This is a genomic window from Brevundimonas sp., from assembly GCF_023259385.1.
Classification (GTDB): domain Bacteria; phylum Pseudomonadota; class Alphaproteobacteria; order Caulobacterales; family Caulobacteraceae; genus Brevundimonas.
Genome location: NZ_JAHFPF010000045.1, coordinates 1 through 16957, shown reverse-complemented (window position 1 = coordinate 16957; position 16957 = coordinate 1). Strand labels below are relative to the sequence as shown.

Below are 16957 nucleotides of genomic sequence, written 5' to 3'. Positions count from 1 at the left end.
GTCGCGGCCCTGAAGGAGATCCCGTCGGTCAACGCCGAGATCGACGGCACGGACATCATCTACAAGAACCACTATGACATCGGCGTCGCCGTCGGCACCGAAAAGGGTCTGGTGGTTCCGGTGCTGCGCGACGCCGACGCCCTGTCGCTGGCCGGCATCGAGAAGGGCATCGGCGATCTGGGCAAGGCGGCCCGCGACGGCCACCTGACCCTGGACCAGCTGCAGGGCGGCACCTTCACCATCACCAACGGCGGCACCTACGGCTCGCTGATGTCGACGCCGATCCTGAACGCGCCGCAGTCGGGCATCCTGGGCATGCACAACATCGTGCAGCGCCCGATGGCCATCAACGGCGAGGTGAAGATCCGCCCGATGATGTACGTGGCCCTCAGCTACGATCACCGCATCGTCGACGGCAAGGAAGCCGTGACCTTCCTGGTCCGCGTGAAGGATCTTTTGGAAGACCCGGCGCGCGCGCTGCTGGATCTCTGACAACGTGACCTCGGCGGTCCGGGACATTCTCGAGGTCGCCCGTTTCTCCACCCTCCCGGAGGCGGAACTGGCGGTCACCATGCTCCGGCGGCACGGGATAGAGGCCTGGCTGCCTGACCGTGACATGGCGACCATGAACCCGGACATGCTGATCGGTCTGGGCGGCGTCCGGGTGGCGACGGAATCCGCTCAGATCTTCGAAGCGCGGCAGGTGATCGCCCGAATGCGCGCCGGCGAATTCGCGGACGAGGCGGAAACGACCGGCGAATGGATGCTGGACCATACGCCCGGCAAGGTCGGGGAACTGGACGAGCATGAAGTCCAGGGTGTGATGCGCCACGCCAAGAAGGCGGGGGTCGTCGTGGTCGTCCTGTTCTTCGTGGTCTTTCCGCTGGCCGGCTGCATCCTCACGATGATGGGCGGAGAACCGGGGGGCTACTGACGCTCCACGCGAAGGACATATGCGATGGCCAAGGCCTACTGGATCAACACCTTCCGCTCGATCAGCGACCCCGCGCGGCTTGAGGCCTACATCAAGCTGGCGGGACCGGCGATGCGGCAGGGCGGCGGGCGGTTCCTGGCGCGCGGAACCCCGGCCGCGGCGTTTGAATCAGGCGTGGTCGAGCGCACCACGCTGATCGAGTTCGACAGCGTCGAACAGGCGATCGCGACTCATGACAGCCCGGCCTATCAGGAGGCGCTGCGCGTTCTGGGGGACGCGGCGATCCGCGACCTGCGGATCATCGAGGCGATCCCGGAGGACTGAACCGGCTCACCCCGGCGGGCGATCAGGTCTCCCGCGAGCCTCGCGTCCCCAGCACCGCGTCCGTATCGGCCCCCAGCGCCGGCGGCGGCAGGTCGTAGCGGACGGGCGTCCTGGACATGCGGATCGGCGAGGCGACGGTGCGGACCGGACCGGCCAGATCGGCGCGGGCCTGTTCAACCTCCAGCCCGCGATGCCTGGCCTGCGGCTCGTCGAAGACCTGATCGATGGTGTTGACCGGGCCGCAGGGCACGCCCGCCGCCTCCAGCATGGCCATCAGGGCCTTCACGCTGTGCGACGCGGTCAGGGCCGCCAGCTCGGCGGTCAGGTCCGTGCGGTGCTCGATGCGGGCGGCGTTGGTCGCGAAGCGCGCCTGCGTCCCCATGCCCTCGACCCCCAGCGCCAGGCACAGGGCGCGGAACTGGCCGTCATTGCCGACCGCGATGACCACCATCCCGTCCCTGCACGGGAAGGGCTGGTACGGAGCCAGGTTGGGGTGGGCGTTGCCCATCCGCGTCGGCGCCTTGCCCGAGACGAAGTAGTTGGCCGCCTGATTGGCCAGCATGGCCGCCTGGACGTCGAACAGGGCGATGTCGATGTGCTGGCCCTCGCCGCTGGCCCGGGCGTGCATCAGGGCGGCCAGGATGGCGTTGGAGGCGTACAGGCCCGTGAACAGGTCCACGACCGCCACCCCGACCTTCATCGGCTCGGCGCCGGGCGCGCCGTCCGGCTGGCCGGTGATCGACATCAGCCCGCCCATGGCCTGGATCATATAGTCGTAGCCGGCCCGGTGGGCGTCCGGCCCGTCCTGACCGAAGCCGGTGATGGAGCAGTAGACCAGCTTCGGATTGACCGCCGACAGGCCGGCGTAGTCGAGGCCGTATTTGCGCAGGCCGCCGGTCTTGAAATTCTCGACCACCACGTCGCAGGTCTTGGCCAGGTCGCGCACGGCGGCGGCGCCCTCGGGGCTGGCGATGTCCAGCTCGACCGACTTCTTGCCCCGGTTGGCGCACAGGAAATAGGCGGCGTCGCCCCTGGATCCGTCGGTTCTGGTGGTGAAGGGCGGGCCCCACTGGCGGGTGTCGTCGCCGACGCCGGGCCGCTCGATCTTGATCACCTCGGCCCCGAGGTCCGCCAGGGTCTGGGTCGCCCATGGACCGGCCAGCACGCGGCTGAGATCGAGAACGCGAACGCCTGAGAGGGGGCCTTGGGTCATGGCCCCTGCTTAGCCGTTGGCCGGCGAGCCTACAAACCCACGTCCCAGACGCCCGCATCCTTCATGCGGCATTCGCGGGCCTCTTCGGCGCGGCCGCCCATGTCGCGGGCCATGCATTTGATCTCGTCCGAGACGGTCGTCTTGTGAACCCCGGGCACCATCGCGTGCACGAAGGCGGTCGCCGACAGCCGCGCCAGCTTGAAGCCGAAGCTCGCCGAGTGCGCCATATGCTCAAAATAGCCCTCGCCCACCTCTCTCGGGTGATCGGCGAACAGTTGTTTCAGCGTTCGGGTCATGTCCCTGCATAGCCTGCGACGGGCGCTCCCTCTACCCGTCGCCGCCATTCTGGCCTAAACCGCAGCCCAGAACAGGGGGCTGATCGTCACGGATCCTCACGATCACCTGAACCCCGCACCGCTACTGGGAAGACTAGAATGGCCGACGGCGTCAGCGCTCATCAAAAGACCTTCCGCTGGGACGATCCGCTGGATCTGGACGGGCGGCTGACCGACGACGAGCGGATGATCCAGGAGGCGGCCCGGGCCTACGCCCGCGAGAAGCTGCTGCCGCGCGTCGTGGCCGCCTTCCGGGACGAGACCTTCGACCGCTCGATCATGACCGAGATGGGCGAGATGGGCTTCCTGGGGGCCACCCTGCCGGAACAGTACGGCGGCGCGGGCGCCAGCCATGTGGCCTACGGCCTGATCGCGCGCGAGATCGAGGCGGTCGATTCGGGCTACCGCTCGGCCATGTCGGTGCAGTCGTCGCTGGCCATGTACCCGATCTACGCCTTCGGCTCGGAAGAGCAGAAACTTCGTTTCCTCCCGAGGATGGCGGCCGGCGAGCTGATCGGCTGCTTCGGCCTGACCGAGGCCGACGGCGGGTCGGACCCGGCCTCGATGAAGACCAAGGCGGTCAAGGTCGACGGCGGCTACCGCCTGAACGGCGCGAAATACTGGATCACCAACAGCCCTATCAGCGATCTGGCCATTGTCTGGGCCAAGCTGGACGACGTCATCCGCGGCTTCATCGTCGAGCGCGGCTTCGACGGCTTCACCACCGACAAGATCGGCGACAAGCTGTCCCTGCGCGCCTCGGTCACCGGCGACATCGGCCTGAACGACGTCTTCGTGCCCGAAGAGAACCTGCTGCCGGGCGTAAAGGGCCTGCGCGGCCCGTTCTCCTGCCTGAACAAGGCCCGCTACGGCATCTCCTGGGGCGCGATGGGCGCGGCCGAGGCCTGCTTCCACCTGACCCGCGGCTATGTCGCCGAGCGCATGCTGTTCGGCCGCCCGCTGGCCGCCCGCCAGCTGGTGCAGAAGAAGCTGGCCGACATGCAGACCGAGATCTTCCTCGGCTTCGAGGGCGCGCTGGCCCTGGGCCGCCGCCTGGACGCCGGCGACTGGGTCCCGGAAGCCATCTCGATGATGAAGCGCAACAACTGCGGCAAGGCCCTGGCCATCGCCCGCGAGGCCCGCGACATGCACGGCGGCGCCGGGATCACGGGCGAAATGCACGTCATGCGCCACGCCATGAACCTGGAGACGGTCAACACCTACGAGGGCGCCCACGACGTCCACGCGCTGATCCTGGGCCGGGCCATCACGGGCGAGAGCGCTTTTTAGGGCGCTATCGCTCGCGACGCGGTCGCTCGCTGCTTGAGCGCGAGGGCGACCTTTGGTCGGGCCTACAGCGCCTCGCAGCCCGTGGTGCGCTGGCTCCAGGTCAGGTTGACGATAGTCCATTCGTCGTTGCGGCGGATCAGGTCGAAATGGTTGACGCCGCAGTGGCTGGTCTGGCCGTCGATCTTGAAGACATAGCGGCCCCAGACCGTGGCGATATTGCCGTCGATGGCCACGGTCGGGTTGGGCATCTGCTCCTCGAACCGCTCCGGCCCCGCGGTCAGGCCGCTGGTGAATTCCGCCCAGGTCGGCGTACCGACGCGGCGTGCGCCGTCGACGCGATCCACCACGACGGTGATCCGGCCGTTCTGATCGACGTGGGGCAGGATCGCCTGGCCGTCGCGGGCGGCGAGGGCCGCGAAGACGGCGTTCACGGGCGCCATCACCGCGGCGCCTTCGGGCGAGGTGGGATCGACGGCGCCCGCCGGGGCGGCCTGAAGCGAAAGCGCGAGAGCGGTGGCGACGAGCATGGGATCCCTCCGAACAGGGCGGAACGGTAGCATGCGCCGCCGGACCGGCAATCGCCGTTCGATCAGGAAGAATCAGCCCCGCGTCCGCTCGCGCGCGTGCACGGTGGCGGTTGGGACCGGCGAGCTTTGTCATTCGGCTTCAACGTCCTATCGTTCGGCGACGGGAGGCGGCTGATGGACGGAGAACCAGTGATCGCGGGCGAGGACCCTTTCGCCCGGCTGCGCGAGGTCTTCGCGGGCCGCGCCGCCCTGTTGCTCGAGGATGACCCGGACCTGTCCGAACACGTCGCCGAAAGGCTGCTGCGCGCCGGCTTTGAGCGGGTGGACCGGGTCGACCGGGGCGAGACCGCGCTCGAGGCGGCGGCGGCCCGGCCCTATGACGTGCTGATCCTCGACCGCCTGACCGCCGGGATGGACGGCCTGGAGACGCTGAAGCGCCTGCGCGCTTCCAACGGGCCGTCGTCCGATGCGCCCGCCCTGATGCTGACGGCCCTGGGCGGCGAGCGGCAGAAGGTCGAGGGCCTGCTGGAGGGCGCCGACGACTATGTGGCCAAGCCGGTGGGGGACGAGGAACTGCTGGCGCGCATCGCCGCCCAGCTGCGCCGCGCCGCCCGCCGGGCGAAACCCGTGAACGCCGATCTGGTCAACGGACCCATCCGCCTGTCGTTCGGCGCGCGCACGGTGAAGCTGGAGCTGGGGGCGACGTCGCGCACCATCGACCTGTCGCCGCTGGAATTCGCCATCGTCTGCGAGCTGATGACCGCGCGCGGCCAGCCGGTGACCAAGACCATGCTGTGGGACCGGTGCTGGGTGGAGTGGAATTTCCTGCCCGACAATTTCGTCAACATCATCGATGCCCGCATCAGCGCCCTGCGCCGACGGCTGAAGGAACAGGCGTCCGAACTGGGCGACGACCTGCATCCGCTGATCGTCTCGGCGCGCAGCCAAAGCCTGGTGTTCCGCGACCTGTCCGACTGGACGGGCTGAGATCGCCGTGACCGGCCCGTTCCGCCGCATCAGGGCCTGGCTGGGGCGGCGCACGACCACCCAGCTGGCGGCGGGAATCGCCGTCCTGTCCGCCCTGGCGCTGACCGGGTCGCTGGCGGTGACCAGCGCCGCGGTGCGCATGGACCAGCGCCAGAAGGCCGCGCTGGCCGCGCTCGATGATTACGGCGCCATGGCTTCCAAGCTGGGCGTGGAAGGCATGACCGGGGATACGCTGAGCCCGGCCGACGCGGTCTATCTGTCCAACTGGCTGACCGCCTTCCAGAACGGCCCGGCCCGCGAACGCGAGGCGCGGACGCTGGAGGAGACCTGCCGCACCGGCCGGGGCGGCGCGGGAGTGCGCTTCATCCGTGCGCCGGTCGGCAAGCCGGCGGGCCTGTCGGAGCTTGAAAGCCTGCGCGGCGAGCGGTCGCCCCGGCTGGGCGCCGACGTCTATGTGATGCGGTTGGGGCGCGGCGTCCTGTGCCCGGCGCGCGCCGTCGAGGTGGTGGTGGTCAAGCGTTCGGTCGGGGCGCTGGACATCGCCGTGGGCCGCGTCGTGGACGCCTCGGGCGACGCCTGGGGCTGGGCGGTGGCGGCGGTGATCGGGGCGGGGGGACTGCTGCTCGCCATCGGCCTGAGCGCCGCCACCTTCGCCCGCCGCCGCCTGACCAGCGCCGTGGCCCGGGTCAGCAAGGCGCTGGACCGCGCGGCGGTCGGGGACTTCTCCGAACGCGCGCCCGAGACCGAGGTCGCGCCCGAGCTGACCGAGCTGTCGGGCCATGTGAACAGCACCCTGGACCGGCTTGAGGAGCTATTGGCCTGGCTGCGGGATTCCGCCGACCAGCTGGCGCATGATTTCCGCACGCCCCTGGCGCGCGCCTCGGCCCGGCTGGAGCGGCTGGCCGACACGGCGGAGACGCCCGAGACCCGCCGCCTGGTCAATGAGGCGCGCGCCGACCTGAACGAGCTGACACGGGCGATGAACGAGGCCATGGCGCTGCGCGACGGCGAGGCCTGGTCGTTCGAGCCCGTGCGCCTGGACACCCTGGCCCGTCAGGCGGCCGAGCTCTACGAACCGCTGGCCGAGCTGCGCGGCGTGTCGATCCGGATCGAGGTCGAGCCGGTCGAGGTGCTGGGCGTGCGCAGTCTGCTGCAGCGGGCCGTGGCCAATCTGGTGGACAATGCGGTCAAGTATTCGCCGGACGACGGCGTCGTCACCCTGGCCGTCTCGGCGAGTGAGGGGCGGCCCCGCTTCTCGGTCGCCGACCAGGGCCCGGGCTTCCGGGGCGGCGGCGCGGGCGACGCCGCCAGCGTCGCCGCCGCCTCGGCCGAGGGCCGCGAGAGCCATGGCATGGGACTGGCGTTCGTGCGGGCCATCCTGAAACGGCACGGCGCATCCATGACGATTGATGACGCCGCGCCGGGAGCTGTCGTCACGGCGCATTTCTCGCGCTAGGGTCACGGTCCAGAACAAGGGATACGGCATGCGGCGCATCATTTCTCGGACCGGCGGAGTCTCCGTGCTGGCCCTCGCGCTCGCCGCACCCCTGCTGATCGCCGCGCCCGCCTGGGCCCAGACGGCCCAGCCGCAGTCGCTGCCCTATGACGCCGAGCGCGGCGTCTTCACCTTCGCCACCGACCTGGAACGCGCCCTGCCCGCCGTGGTGCAGGTGACCACCCTGGGCCAGTCCGAAGGTCCCAGCTCCGGCGACAACGAACCCCGCCCGATGGCCAGCGGCTCGGGCGCCGTGCTCGACGCGGCCGAGGGCATCGTCGTCACCAACAATCACGTGGTCGAGGGCGGACGGAAGTTCACCGTCGATCTGACCGACGGCCGGATCTTCGACGCCGTCCTGATCGGGGCGGACAAGGCCACCGACATCGCGGTGCTGAAGATCATCGCCCCGGGCCTGTCGCAGATCGAGGTGGCCAGTTCCGACACCCTGCGCACCGGCGACCTTGCCTTCGCGGTCGGCTACCCGCTGGGGCTCGACCAGACCCTGACCATGGGCGTCATCTCGGGCCTGGGCCGTTCGGGCATGGGCGACCGGATCGAGGACTACATCCAGACCGACGCGGCCGTGAACTCGGGCAACTCCGGCGGACCGCTGCTGGACAGCCGGGGACGGCTGATCGGCATCAACACCTCCATCCTGTCGGGCGGCGGCGGCGGCAATGACGGCATCGCCTTCGCCGTGCCCAGCCGGATCATGATGTATGTCGTGGAGCAGCTGCGCACGACGGGCGAGGTCAAGCGCGGTACGACCGGCGCCATCCTCGGCTCGCTGAACGCCGCCCGTTCGCGGGACTTCGGCCTGGGCATCGTGCGCGGGGCCGTGGTCGAGGACGTGACCCCGGGCTCGTCGGCCGAGAGCGCGGGCCTGCGCCGCGGCGACGTCATCACCCGCATCCAGAACCGCCCGGTCTCCAACGCCGGCACCGTCCAGGCCACCATCGGCATCGCCGAACCGGGGACCCAGGTCGAGGTCGTCTATCTGCGCGCCGGCCACGAGGGCCGCGCCACCCTGACGGTCACGCCGCGGGTCGAGCGTCAGGTCATCATCGGCGCCGAGGTGGTGCTGGCGCGCGGCGCCAGCGTGCGCGACGGCTCCACCGGCCTGCAGGTCTTCGCGGTCGAGGGCGGTTCGCCCGCCGCCGCCGCCGGCCTTCAGGCAGGCGACGTCATCCAGTCGGTCAACGGACGGTCGGTGTCGGATCTGTCGGGTCTGGCGCGGGCGCTGGACGGAACCGGCGAGCGCCGTCTCTCGGTTCAGCGTGGCGGCGAGACGGAACGGGTCGCCCTGCCCTGAGGCCTGCCGACGCCTGAACCCTGCTCCGGACAACAAAACGCCCGCTCGGCCGGAGGGGGGGAGGTGGCGGAGCGGGCGTCTCGCTTTGGAGGAAGCATCGGCCCGCCGAAGCCCTTGAATGGAACAATTCCAGGGGGCTGGGGGGGCTGTTCAGGATCCGGAACCGCTCCGAACTCCGACGAGCCGATGGGTCCGGTGTCGCCTCCCAAGGGGGCGGGCGATGGGCGGAACGGAGGCGTTTTCGTGTTCGGGGCGATTTCCTCGCATTGCGGCGTTCCGGACACGGCGTTCGGCCGCAAGCAGGGCTGGCGCCCGGCGACCGCCCGCCTAGATTAAGGGGATGAGCGACGCCGCCGACGCCCAGCAGGCCGGACCGATCTTCTTCGACCGGCGCGAGCTGGACCAGATCCTGAGAGTCTACGGTCGTATGGTCGCCGCCGGCGAATGGCGGGACTACGCCATGGTCGGGCACAGGGAGGTGGCCGAGTTCGCCGTCTTCCGCCGCTCGGGCGACGCCCCCGCCTATCGCATCGAGAAGCGCCCGGCGCTGCGGCTGAAGCAGGGGCAGTGGGCGGTGATCGGGGAGGGCGGGATGGTCCTGCGCCGGGGCCGGGAACTGCCCCAGGTGCTGCGGGTCTTCGACAGCCGCAGGTTCACCGTCGTGGAATAGAAAAGGGCCCCGGCGTCGCCGCCGGGGCCCTCATTCTTTTGTGGCCTAACGCTCCCCGCGCGGCGGGTCGCTGCTTGAGGCCATCCTGTTGGCCTATCGCTCACCACGCGGTGGTTCGCTGCATGAGGCCGGTCTGTCAGTTCGCCGCGGCGATCGCGCTCAAGCAGTGAGCCGCCGCGCGGCGAACGTTGGCGCCCTTAAGAGATCAGCGACGACCGCCGAACAGGGCCAGCAGGAATTGGAACATGTTGATGAAGTTGATGTACAGGCTCAGCGCGCCGAAGCTGGTGGCCACGCCCATCGCGTTCTGGTTCCCGCCCAGCGCATAGTAGGTCATCTTCAGGCGCTGGGTGTCGTAGGCCGTCAGGCCTGCGAAGATCAGGACGCCGGCGATGCTGATGATCATCTGCATCATGCCGCTTTGCAGGAAAATGTTCACCACCGAGGCGATGATCAGGCCGATGACGCCCATGATCAGGAAGCTGCCGATGCCGGTCAGGTCCTTCTTGGTCGTGTAGCCGAACAGGCTCAGCGCGCCGAAGGCGGCGGCCGTGATCAGGAAGGTCTGCACCACCGAGGCGCCCGTGTAGAGCAGGACCACGGTGCCCATCGAGGCGCCGATCAGGGCCACGATCAGCCAGTACAGCGCGCTGGCGCCGCCCGAGGTCGGGTTCTTCATCACGAAGTTGGAGCCCAGCAGGATGACCAGCGGCGAGAAGGCCACGATCATGCCCAGCAGGGTGTAGCCGGTGATCCGGGTCACGCCGTCGGGGAAGACCGCCGTGGCGAACAGCAGGTCGCGCACCGCCGGCACCGAGCCGGTGATGTAGGCCAGCACGGCCGAGACCAGCAGGCCGATGGCGACCTTGTTGTAGACGCCCAGCATGAAGCTGCGCAGGCCCGCGTCCACCGACATGTCGGCGGTCTGCGGGATGGAATATCCGTTTCTGAAATCGCTCATCGCGGTTTCGATCCTCCTCAGAGCCGGGCGATCCCGGCCTTTGGAGCAAATATCGGTCGCGACCGACCCTTCCGCAAGGAAAACCGGACTTGGGATCAGAGTTCGGACCCGCTACCAACGGTCGCATGATCCGGCTGTTCACCGCCCTGTCCGTCCCCTGGGACGTGGCCGAGACGCTGAAGCGTCGCCAAAGCGGCCTGCCCGGCGCCAAATGGCGCACCGACGAACAGCTGCATGTGACCCTGGCCTTCTACGGCGAGGTCGATGAACGTCGGGCCGACGATCTGGCGGTGGAGCTGGAGCGCGCGGCGACCGGCGGGGCCTTCGAGATCGAGCTGAAGGGCGTCGGCGCCTTCGGCGACGCGCACCGCAGCCACACGATCTGGGCGGGCGTGGCCCCCAGCGAGCGCCTGGGCGTGCTGGCGGGCCGCTGCCGGTCGGCGGCCGAGCGGGCGGGCGTCGCTCTGGAACGCCGCGAGTATCGGCCGCACCTGACGCTGGCCTATCTGAAGCCCCAGACCAATCCGGACCGGATCGGCGCCTGGATCACCGGCCACAACCTGCTGCATTCGCCGCCGATCCGGATCGACCGGTTCGGCCTCTATTCCAGCGTGCTGACCCCTGACGGCAGTCAGTACCAACTCGAACGGGAGTATCTGCTGTGACCGGACCGGTGCTTCAGACCGAACGCCTGACCCTGCGCCCCCTCGCCATGGAGGACTTCCCGCGCTGGGCCGAGATGATGGCTGATCCCGAGGCGTCGAAATTCCTCGGCGGGCCCCAGCCCGCCTCGACCGCCTGGCGCGGCTTCATGAGCATGGCCGGGGCCTGGAGCCTGACGGGCGTGTCGATGTTCTCGCTCATCGAGCGCGACAGCGGCCTGTGGCTGGGCCGGATCGGGCCGTGGCGGCCGCACGGCTGGCCGGGCAACGAGGTCGGCTGGGGCCTGCATCCGGACGCCCAGGGCAAGGGCTATGGCGTCGAGGCGGCGACGGCGACGCTGGACTACGCCTTCGACGTGCTGGGCTGGGAGGACGTCATCCACTGCATCGATCCGGACAACACGCCGTCGCAGCGCTTGGCCGAGCGGATCGGCTCGCGCAACCTGGGACCGACCCGGATGCCGCCGCCCTTCGCCGACCTGCCGGTCGACGCCTGGGGCCAGAGCAAAGCCGACTGGAAGGCGCGGCCCCGCCGTTGAAGCTGCGGTAAGGCGACGCTTTGACCGCCGTCCGGCTTCCGCTAGGCAGGACGGTAAGAAGAAAATGAGGGTGGAAATGCGCGTACTGGTTCTGGGCGGGGACGGCTTCTGTGGTTGGCCGACGGCCCTGCATCTGTCGGCCCGCGGCTGGGACGTGCTGGTCGTCGACAACCTCAGCCGCCGCAACATCGACAACGAGCTGGAGGTCCAGTCCCTGACCCCCATCCGGACCATGGGCGAACGTATCGCCGCGTGGAAGGAGGTCTCGGGCAGGGAGATCGAATTCGAGAACATGACGGTCGGCAAGGAGTTCGACCGGCTCGTCGCCGTGATCCGCGAGTGGAAGCCCGACAGCGTCGTACACTTCGCCGAACAGCGGGCCGCGCCCTATTCGATGAAGTCGGCCCGGCACAAGCTGTACACCGTCGACAACAACCTCAACGCCACCAACCACCTGCTGGCCGCCATCGTCGAGAGCGGCCGGGACGTGCACCTGGCACACTTGGGCACCATGGGGGTCTATGGCTATACGACCGCCGGCCTGCGCATCCCCGAGGGCTATCTGAAGGTCACGGTGGACACCGACTTCGGCCCGGCCGAGCAGGAGATCCTGTTCCCGCCGAACCCCGGCTCGATCTACCACATGACCAAGACGCAGGACGCCCTGCTGTTTCAGTTCTACGCCAAGAACGACGGCGTCCGGATCACCGACCTGCATCAGGGCATCGTCTGGGGGACCCAGACCGAGGAGACCCGCAAGGACGAGCGTCTGATCAACCGTTTCGACTACGACGGCGACTACGGCACGGTGCTGAACCGCTTCCTGATGCAGGCGGCGGTCGGCTATCCGCTGACGGTGCACGGCACCGGCGGCCAGACGCGAGCCTTCATCCATATCCAGGACACAGTACGCTGCGTCGAACTGGCCCTGAAGAATCCGCCCAAGACCGGGGACCGGGTCAAGATCCTCAACCAGATGACCGAGAGCCGCCGGGTGCGCGATCTGGCCACCATGATCGCCGGCATGACCGGAGCCGAGGTCCACAACGTCCCCAACCCGCGTCAGGAAGCCGACGAGAACGAGCTGGTCGTGGCCAACGACCAGTTCCGCGACCTGGGCCTGAAGCCGATCACCCTGCGGCAGGGGCTGCTGGACGAGGTCACCGACATCGCCCGCCGCTACGCCGACCGGGCCGATCTGACCAAGGTGCCCTGCGTGTCCAGCTGGAACACCCGGCGCGCCGAAGCGCTGAAGAGTGAAACCGCCACGGTTGCGACCGTCGGCGCCGAAACCCATGCCCGTTCCGCCTGAGGTCTGATGCCCGACGCCGCTTCGTCCGTTTCGCTGCTGGTCTTCGGCGGCGGCTGGCTGGGTCGCGCCGCGGCGCTTGAGGCCATTCGCGGGGGCGGGACGGCGGTCGCCACCTCGCGCGACGCCGACACCCGCGCTGCGCTTGAAGCGGAAGGCGTCGCCGCCGTCGATCCGACGGATGAGGCAGCCCTGTCCGCCGCCGTGGCGAAGGCTTCGGCCCTGCTCGTCACCGCTCCCCCGGACGCCCACGGCTGCCCCGGGCTGAAGGCCCTGATCCCGGCCATCACCGCCTCGGGCGCCTGGCCCGACTGGATCGGCTATGTCTCGTCCACCGCCGTGTTCGGCGACCGGGCGGGCGGCTGGGCCTTCGAAGACGACGAACTGAACGCGGCCAGCCTCGAAGGCGCGCGGCGCGTGCGGGCCGAGCGCGACTGGCTGGACGCCGGGCGCGGCATGGGCCTGACCGTCCAGCTGTTCCGCCTGCCCGCCCTCTATGGTCCGGGCCGCTCGCCGCTGGACAAGCTGCGCGACGGCACCGCCCGGATTGTCCGAAAGCCCGGGCAGGTGTTCAACCGCGTCCATGTCGAGGACGCGGTGGCCGGACTGTTCGCCTCCATCGCCCGGCCGCACCCGGGCGCCGCCTACACCCTGTGCGACGACGAGCCTTCGCCGGCCGACGTTGTCATCGCGGGCGCGGCGGCCCGGCTGGGCCTGTCTCTGCCGCCCGAGGTCGATCTGGACGATCCCTCGGTGTCGGACGCCATGCGGCGCTTCTACCTGGACTCCAAACGCCTCTCGAACGCGAAGGCCAAGGCTGAGCTTGGCTGGCGGCCGCGCTATCCGAGCTGGCGCGAGGGGCTGGAGGCGCTGATCCGCGAGGGCTGAGCAAAGACGCGGTCGCGCTCAAGCAGGGAGCGACCGCGTCGCGAGCGCCCTTCCTAGAACGGCAGGATGTTGCGCTGGCGGCTGTAGGCCATGGTGCCGACGTTGGCGCCCAGGCGCAGGCCGACGCCGGTGCGGATCGGGGCCAGGACGATGCCGTCGGCGCGCTGGTAGTTCACGCCCACGCCCCCGACCAGATAGGCCGAGCCTTCCACGCCGGGGTAGCGGCGGTAGATCATGTCCGGGTGGTACAGGCCGTAGACCAGGGTGAAGACCCGGCTGCCGTTGCCGCCGACGTCCCAGCCGATCGAGATGCCCTGCCAGAACACCTCCTGCGAGGCCGACAGGTCCTTCATGTGCAGGGCGCCCCGGCCGTAGCGCAGGCCGACCCCGGCAGCGCCGGAGGCTTCCTCGCCCGCGATGTAGGCGGTGGGGCGGTCGCCCTGGTCGGCGAAGATGCGCTCGATGGCGCCGCCGAGGGCTTCGGCTGCGATGCCCAGTTCGCGCGAGCCGGCCGCGATCAGCTCGTCGGAGGTGTAGGCCGGCGCCGTCTGGTCCGAACGGATCGGATAGTTGGGATCGGTCGGCCCGTTGCTGGCGCAGGCGCCGAGGGCGGAGGTCGCGCCGAGGGCGAGGCCGGACTGGATCAGGTGGCGGCGGTGCATGGTTCTGGCTCCGAAGACGAGGAGGGCCGCCCGACTCGCGCGGGCGCTCATGCCACCGTCGCCGGGCTTTGCGTCAGCCTTGCGGCGGCAAGGTTAACAGGAGATTGCGCTCCGTTCGGGCCCGTCTCCTCAACCGAGAAGCGCGTGACCCAGGAGCGCGCCGCCCGCGATGACCAGCGGCGCGGCCAGGCGGCTCCTCCAGCGCCAGATCACGATCAGGGCGAGCGCCAGGATGGCCAGGGCGGGCCAGATCGACGGGACCCGCCCGGCCGTCGTCCAGGCCAGTTGCAGGAGCGTCGCGGCGATGAGGCCGACCACGCCGGCGGCGATCCCGGTCAGGGTCCGATGAAGGCGCGGATCCGCCACGACAGCCTCCAGTCGCTCGTACAGGACCATGGAGAAGGCGAAGGCCGGCAAGAAGACGCCGAACGTGATCGCCGCCGCCCCCATCCAGCCGCCGGCCAGGTAGCCGACGAAGGTGCAGAAGATGACCAGCGGCGCCGGCAGCACGCCGGCGAAGGCCACGCCGTCCAGGAAGCGGCCGTCCTCGACCCATCCGCGCCCGACGGTGTCCGCCCGCACGAAGGGAATGGCCGTATAGGCGCCGCCGAAGGTCAGCAGCCCCGCCTTCAGCCCTGACCAGAACAGAGCGACGGCGCCCGGTTCGGTCACGGCCTCGGTCATGGGTGCGAAGGTCGGGGCCTGGTCGAGGCCGCTCAGGCGAAGCGTCAGCGCGGCCGCCAGGCCCGCCGCCAGCGCGAGCCACGGCGCGGTTCGCCGTCCCGACGCCATGAGGCCGTAGACGGCGCCGGCCGTCGCCAGGATGACCCAGAAGCTGACGCCCGCCAGGGTGGCGACGAAGGCTCCCGCGGCCAGGCCGAAGAGCAGCCGGTTCTCCAGGGCGTGTCCGCCGATGTGGCGCACGGCCCGCGCGATCAGGGCCAGGACCACGATCTGCACGCCGAGAAGGGCGGCGTCGAAGGCGTCGGTTTCGGTCAGGAAGCGATCGTAGGCCCAGGCGACGCCGAGCATCAGCAGCAGGCCGGGCAGCATGAAGCCGAGGCCGGCCAGCAATCCGCCGAAGCGGCCGCGCGCGGCGATGCCCAGATGGACGCACAGTTCGTGGGCCTCGGGGCCGGGCAGGACCTGCATCACCGCCAGAAGGCGATTGAAGCGGGCGCTGCTGATCCAGTGTTCGTCTTCGACCAGCGCCCTGCGGATCATGGCGATCTGGGCGACCGGCCCGCCGAAGGCGTTCAGGCCGAAGCGCAGAAAGCGCAGGAACAGGCGGCCATAGCTGAGGCGGGGCGGCGTGGGTTCGTAGGTGGCGTCCAAGATCTTCGCTCCTGGCCGCGCGGCGAGGCGCGGCGAAAAGAACGGAGCTTGGGCGAGACGCCTGAGCGGGCGCCCGTGCCAGCCCGCGCCCCGATCCTAAGCCAGAAGGCCGGGGGAGCGGAAGAGGCGAAACGCCGTGCCGGGGGTCAGCCCCGAAGCACGGCGCCCAGCTTGCCGGCCGCCGCCACGACCTTGGCCGACAGGGCCTCGATCTCGGCGTCGGTCAGGGTGGCCTCGACCGGCTGGATGACGACTTCCAGCGCCACCGACTTGAACCCGTCGTCCACGCCCTTGCCGCGATAGATGTCGAAGACCCGGACCTCGTCGATCAGGGCCTTGTCGGCGCCGGCCACGGCGCGGACCAGATCGCCGACCGCCTTGCCGTCCTCGACCACGAAGGCGAAGTCGCGGGTCAGGGGCATCAGATTGGCCAGGCTGGCCGGGCCCCGCGTCTTGGCCTTGGCGCCGCGCGGCTCCGGGACCGCGTCCAGCACGATCTCGAAGGCCAGCATCGGGGAGTCGGCGTCCAGCGCCTTCAGCACCCGCGGGTGCAGGGCGCCGAACTCGACCATCACAGTCTTCGGACCCAGCTGCAGCCGCGCCGAACGGCCCGGGTGCCACCAGTCGCGGTTCTGGCCCTGAACCAGCTGCAGCGACGCCGTCGGCGCGCCCAGTTGGTCCAGCAAGGCGAGCAGGTCCCCCTTCAGGGCGAACAGGGCGTCTTCCGCCCCACCGCCCCAGTGGCGGGCCGAGCGCGGCGCGATCAGGCCCGCGATGACGGTGCGCTGGCCGGTCGGCTGGTCGTCCAGATAGATCGGGCCGATCTCGAACAGGGCGGCGTCGGCGTGGCCGCGCGCGGCGTTGCGGGCCGCGGCCTGGATCAGGTTCGGCAGGGCCGAGGGCCGCATGCAGTCCAGATCGGCGGCGATCGGGTTCTCGACCACCAGCTTCTCATCGCCGCCGCCGAACAGGGCGGCGATCGACTGCTTGGTGAAGGACCAGGTGATCGCTTCGGCGTAGCCCATGGCGGCCAGGGCCCGGCGAGCCAGGCGCACCCGCGCCTGACGCGGGTTCAGAACCCCCCTCGAGGGCGCGCCCTGGTCGGGCAGGGGCGTCGACGGCAGCTGGTCGAAGCCCTCGATGCGGGCGACCTCTTCCACCAGGTCGGCGGGGCCGTCCACGTCGCGGCGCCACGAGGGCGGCGTCACCGCCCAGGGTGAACCGCGCGTCACGGCGAAGCCGAGGGCGATCAGGATCTCGGCGATGCGGTCTTCCGTCAGCGACAGGCCGGTCAGCGAACCGACACGGGCGGGGTCGAAGGCGAAGGCGGTCGGAACGGCCGGCGCCTGACCGGCGACCACGACCTCGGACGGCTCGCCGCCGCACAGGTCGAGGATCAGCTTCGTCGCCAGTTCGACGCCCGGCACGGCCGAGGCCGTGTCGACGCCGCGCGCGAAGCGGTACTGGGCGTCCGAGGTCAGCGACAGGGCGCGTCCCGTCTGGGCGATCAG

The 16957-nt window shown here is 70.0% G+C and carries 19 protein-coding genes; 12 read left to right on the top strand and 7 right to left on the bottom strand.

Annotated elements, in window-relative coordinates:
• The 3 genes from Q0C81_RS05300 to Q0C81_RS05290 all read left to right on the top strand — a co-directional run.
• On the top strand, positions 1 to 492 hold a 492-nt coding region (locus Q0C81_RS05300; RefSeq protein WP_291834600.1), incomplete at its 5' end, for a 2-oxo acid dehydrogenase subunit E2.
• Positions 493 to 496: 4 nt separating this feature from the next.
• Complete coding sequence (locus Q0C81_RS05295) at positions 497 to 934, top strand: hypothetical protein (protein ID WP_291834597.1); 438 nt, start codon at positions 497 to 499, stop codon at positions 932 to 934.
• Between the two features lie 24 nt (positions 935 to 958).
• Entirely contained in the window at positions 959 to 1258 is a 300-nt protein-coding gene (locus tag Q0C81_RS05290; protein WP_291834595.1) for a DUF1330 domain-containing protein, read from the top strand.
• Positions 1259 to 1280: 22 nt separating this feature from the next.
• Here the strand turns inward: Q0C81_RS05290 and Q0C81_RS05285 are convergent, their stop codons facing one another.
• Together Q0C81_RS05285 and Q0C81_RS05280 are read right to left on the bottom strand one after the other, a co-directional pair.
• Positions 1281 to 2471, bottom strand: coding sequence for a CaiB/BaiF CoA-transferase family protein (locus tag Q0C81_RS05285; RefSeq protein WP_291834592.1), 1191 nt, complete (start codon positions 2469 to 2471; stop codon positions 1281 to 1283).
• 29 nt (positions 2472 to 2500) lie between these two features.
• Entirely contained in the window at positions 2501 to 2767 is a 267-nt protein-coding gene (locus Q0C81_RS05280) for a DUF6356 family protein (RefSeq protein WP_291834588.1), read from the bottom strand.
• A gap of 138 nt (positions 2768 to 2905) precedes the next feature.
• Here Q0C81_RS05280 and Q0C81_RS05275 point away from each other — a divergent pair, with 138 nt between their 5' ends.
• The gene (locus tag Q0C81_RS05275; RefSeq protein ID WP_291834585.1) at positions 2906 to 4096 is read left to right on the top strand and encodes an acyl-CoA dehydrogenase; all 1191 of its coding nucleotides are present in this window, start codon (positions 2906 to 2908) and stop codon (positions 4094 to 4096) included.
• 62 nt (positions 4097 to 4158) lie between these two features.
• On the opposite strand, the gene Q0C81_RS05270 is transcribed toward Q0C81_RS05275, so the two are convergent.
• Positions 4159 to 4623 carry a hypothetical protein gene (locus Q0C81_RS05270; protein ID WP_291834582.1) on the bottom strand — a complete coding sequence of 155 codons (465 nt, stop codon included), beginning with the start codon at positions 4621 to 4623 and terminating at the stop codon, positions 4159 to 4161.
• Between the two features lie 174 nt (positions 4624 to 4797).
• Here Q0C81_RS05270 and Q0C81_RS05265 point away from each other — a divergent pair, with 174 nt between their 5' ends.
• The 4 genes from Q0C81_RS05265 to Q0C81_RS05250 all read left to right on the top strand — a co-directional run bounded on the left by Q0C81_RS05265 (position 4798) and on the right by Q0C81_RS05250 (position 9090).
• Positions 4798 to 5610 carry a response regulator transcription factor gene (locus tag Q0C81_RS05265; protein ID WP_291834580.1) on the top strand — a complete coding sequence of 271 codons (813 nt, stop codon included), beginning with the start codon at positions 4798 to 4800 and terminating at the stop codon, positions 5608 to 5610.
• Between the two features lie 7 nt (positions 5611 to 5617).
• Entirely contained in the window at positions 5618 to 7066 is a 1449-nt protein-coding gene (locus Q0C81_RS05260) for a HAMP domain-containing sensor histidine kinase (RefSeq protein WP_291834576.1), read from the top strand.
• 28 nt (positions 7067 to 7094) lie between these two features.
• Positions 7095 to 8420: a trypsin-like peptidase domain-containing protein gene (locus Q0C81_RS05255; RefSeq protein ID WP_291834574.1), complete on the top strand. Its 1326-nt coding sequence runs from the start codon at positions 7095 to 7097 to the stop codon at positions 8418 to 8420.
• A 340-nt stretch (positions 8421 to 8760) separates the two neighbouring features.
• Entirely contained in the window at positions 8761 to 9090 is a 330-nt protein-coding gene (locus Q0C81_RS05250; protein WP_291834571.1) for a DUF2794 domain-containing protein, read from the top strand.
• Positions 9091 to 9295: 205 nt separating this feature from the next.
• Here Q0C81_RS05250 and Q0C81_RS05245 read toward each other — a convergent pair whose 3' ends face one another.
• A complete protein-coding gene (locus Q0C81_RS05245; protein ID WP_291834568.1) occupies positions 9296 to 10051 on the bottom strand; it encodes a Bax inhibitor-1/YccA family protein in 756 nt (251 codons plus the stop codon).
• Positions 10052 to 10176: 125 nt separating this feature from the next.
• Between Q0C81_RS05245 and thpR the strand changes: the two genes are divergently transcribed.
• From thpR to Q0C81_RS05225, 4 genes are all read left to right on the top strand, one after another.
• Positions 10177 to 10716, top strand: a complete 540-nt coding sequence (gene thpR / locus Q0C81_RS05240; protein ID WP_291834565.1) for an RNA 2',3'-cyclic phosphodiesterase — start codon at positions 10177 to 10179, stop codon at positions 10714 to 10716.
• Complete coding sequence (locus Q0C81_RS05235) at positions 10713 to 11252, top strand: GNAT family N-acetyltransferase (RefSeq protein ID WP_291834561.1); 540 nt, start codon at positions 10713 to 10715, stop codon at positions 11250 to 11252. Before thpR ends, Q0C81_RS05235 begins: the two co-directional genes overlap by 4 nt.
• A 76-nt stretch (positions 11253 to 11328) precedes the next feature.
• Positions 11329 to 12564: an NAD-dependent epimerase/dehydratase family protein gene (locus Q0C81_RS05230; RefSeq protein WP_291834558.1), complete on the top strand. Its 1236-nt coding sequence runs from the start codon at positions 11329 to 11331 to the stop codon at positions 12562 to 12564.
• A 6-nt stretch (positions 12565 to 12570) separates the two neighbouring features.
• Positions 12571 to 13449, top strand: a complete 879-nt coding sequence (locus Q0C81_RS05225) for an SDR family NAD(P)-dependent oxidoreductase (RefSeq protein ID WP_291834555.1) — start codon at positions 12571 to 12573, stop codon at positions 13447 to 13449.
• 53 nt (positions 13450 to 13502) lie between these two features.
• Here the strand turns inward: Q0C81_RS05225 and Q0C81_RS05220 are convergent, their stop codons facing one another.
• The 3 genes from Q0C81_RS05220 to Q0C81_RS05210 form a co-directional block, all read right to left on the bottom strand.
• Positions 13503 to 14111 (bottom strand): DUF1134 domain-containing protein, encoded by a 609-nt coding sequence (locus tag Q0C81_RS05220; protein ID WP_291834552.1) that lies wholly within the window; start codon positions 14109 to 14111, stop codon positions 13503 to 13505.
• Positions 14112 to 14240: 129 nt separating this feature from the next.
• Positions 14241 to 15446, bottom strand: coding sequence for a chromate efflux transporter (chrA, locus tag Q0C81_RS05215; protein ID WP_291834549.1), 1206 nt, complete (start codon positions 15444 to 15446; stop codon positions 14241 to 14243).
• Positions 15447 to 15592: 146 nt separating this feature from the next.
• The coding region (locus tag Q0C81_RS05210) for a phenylalanine--tRNA ligase subunit beta (protein WP_291834545.1) at positions 15593 to 16957 on the bottom strand (1365 nt) is incomplete at its 5' end.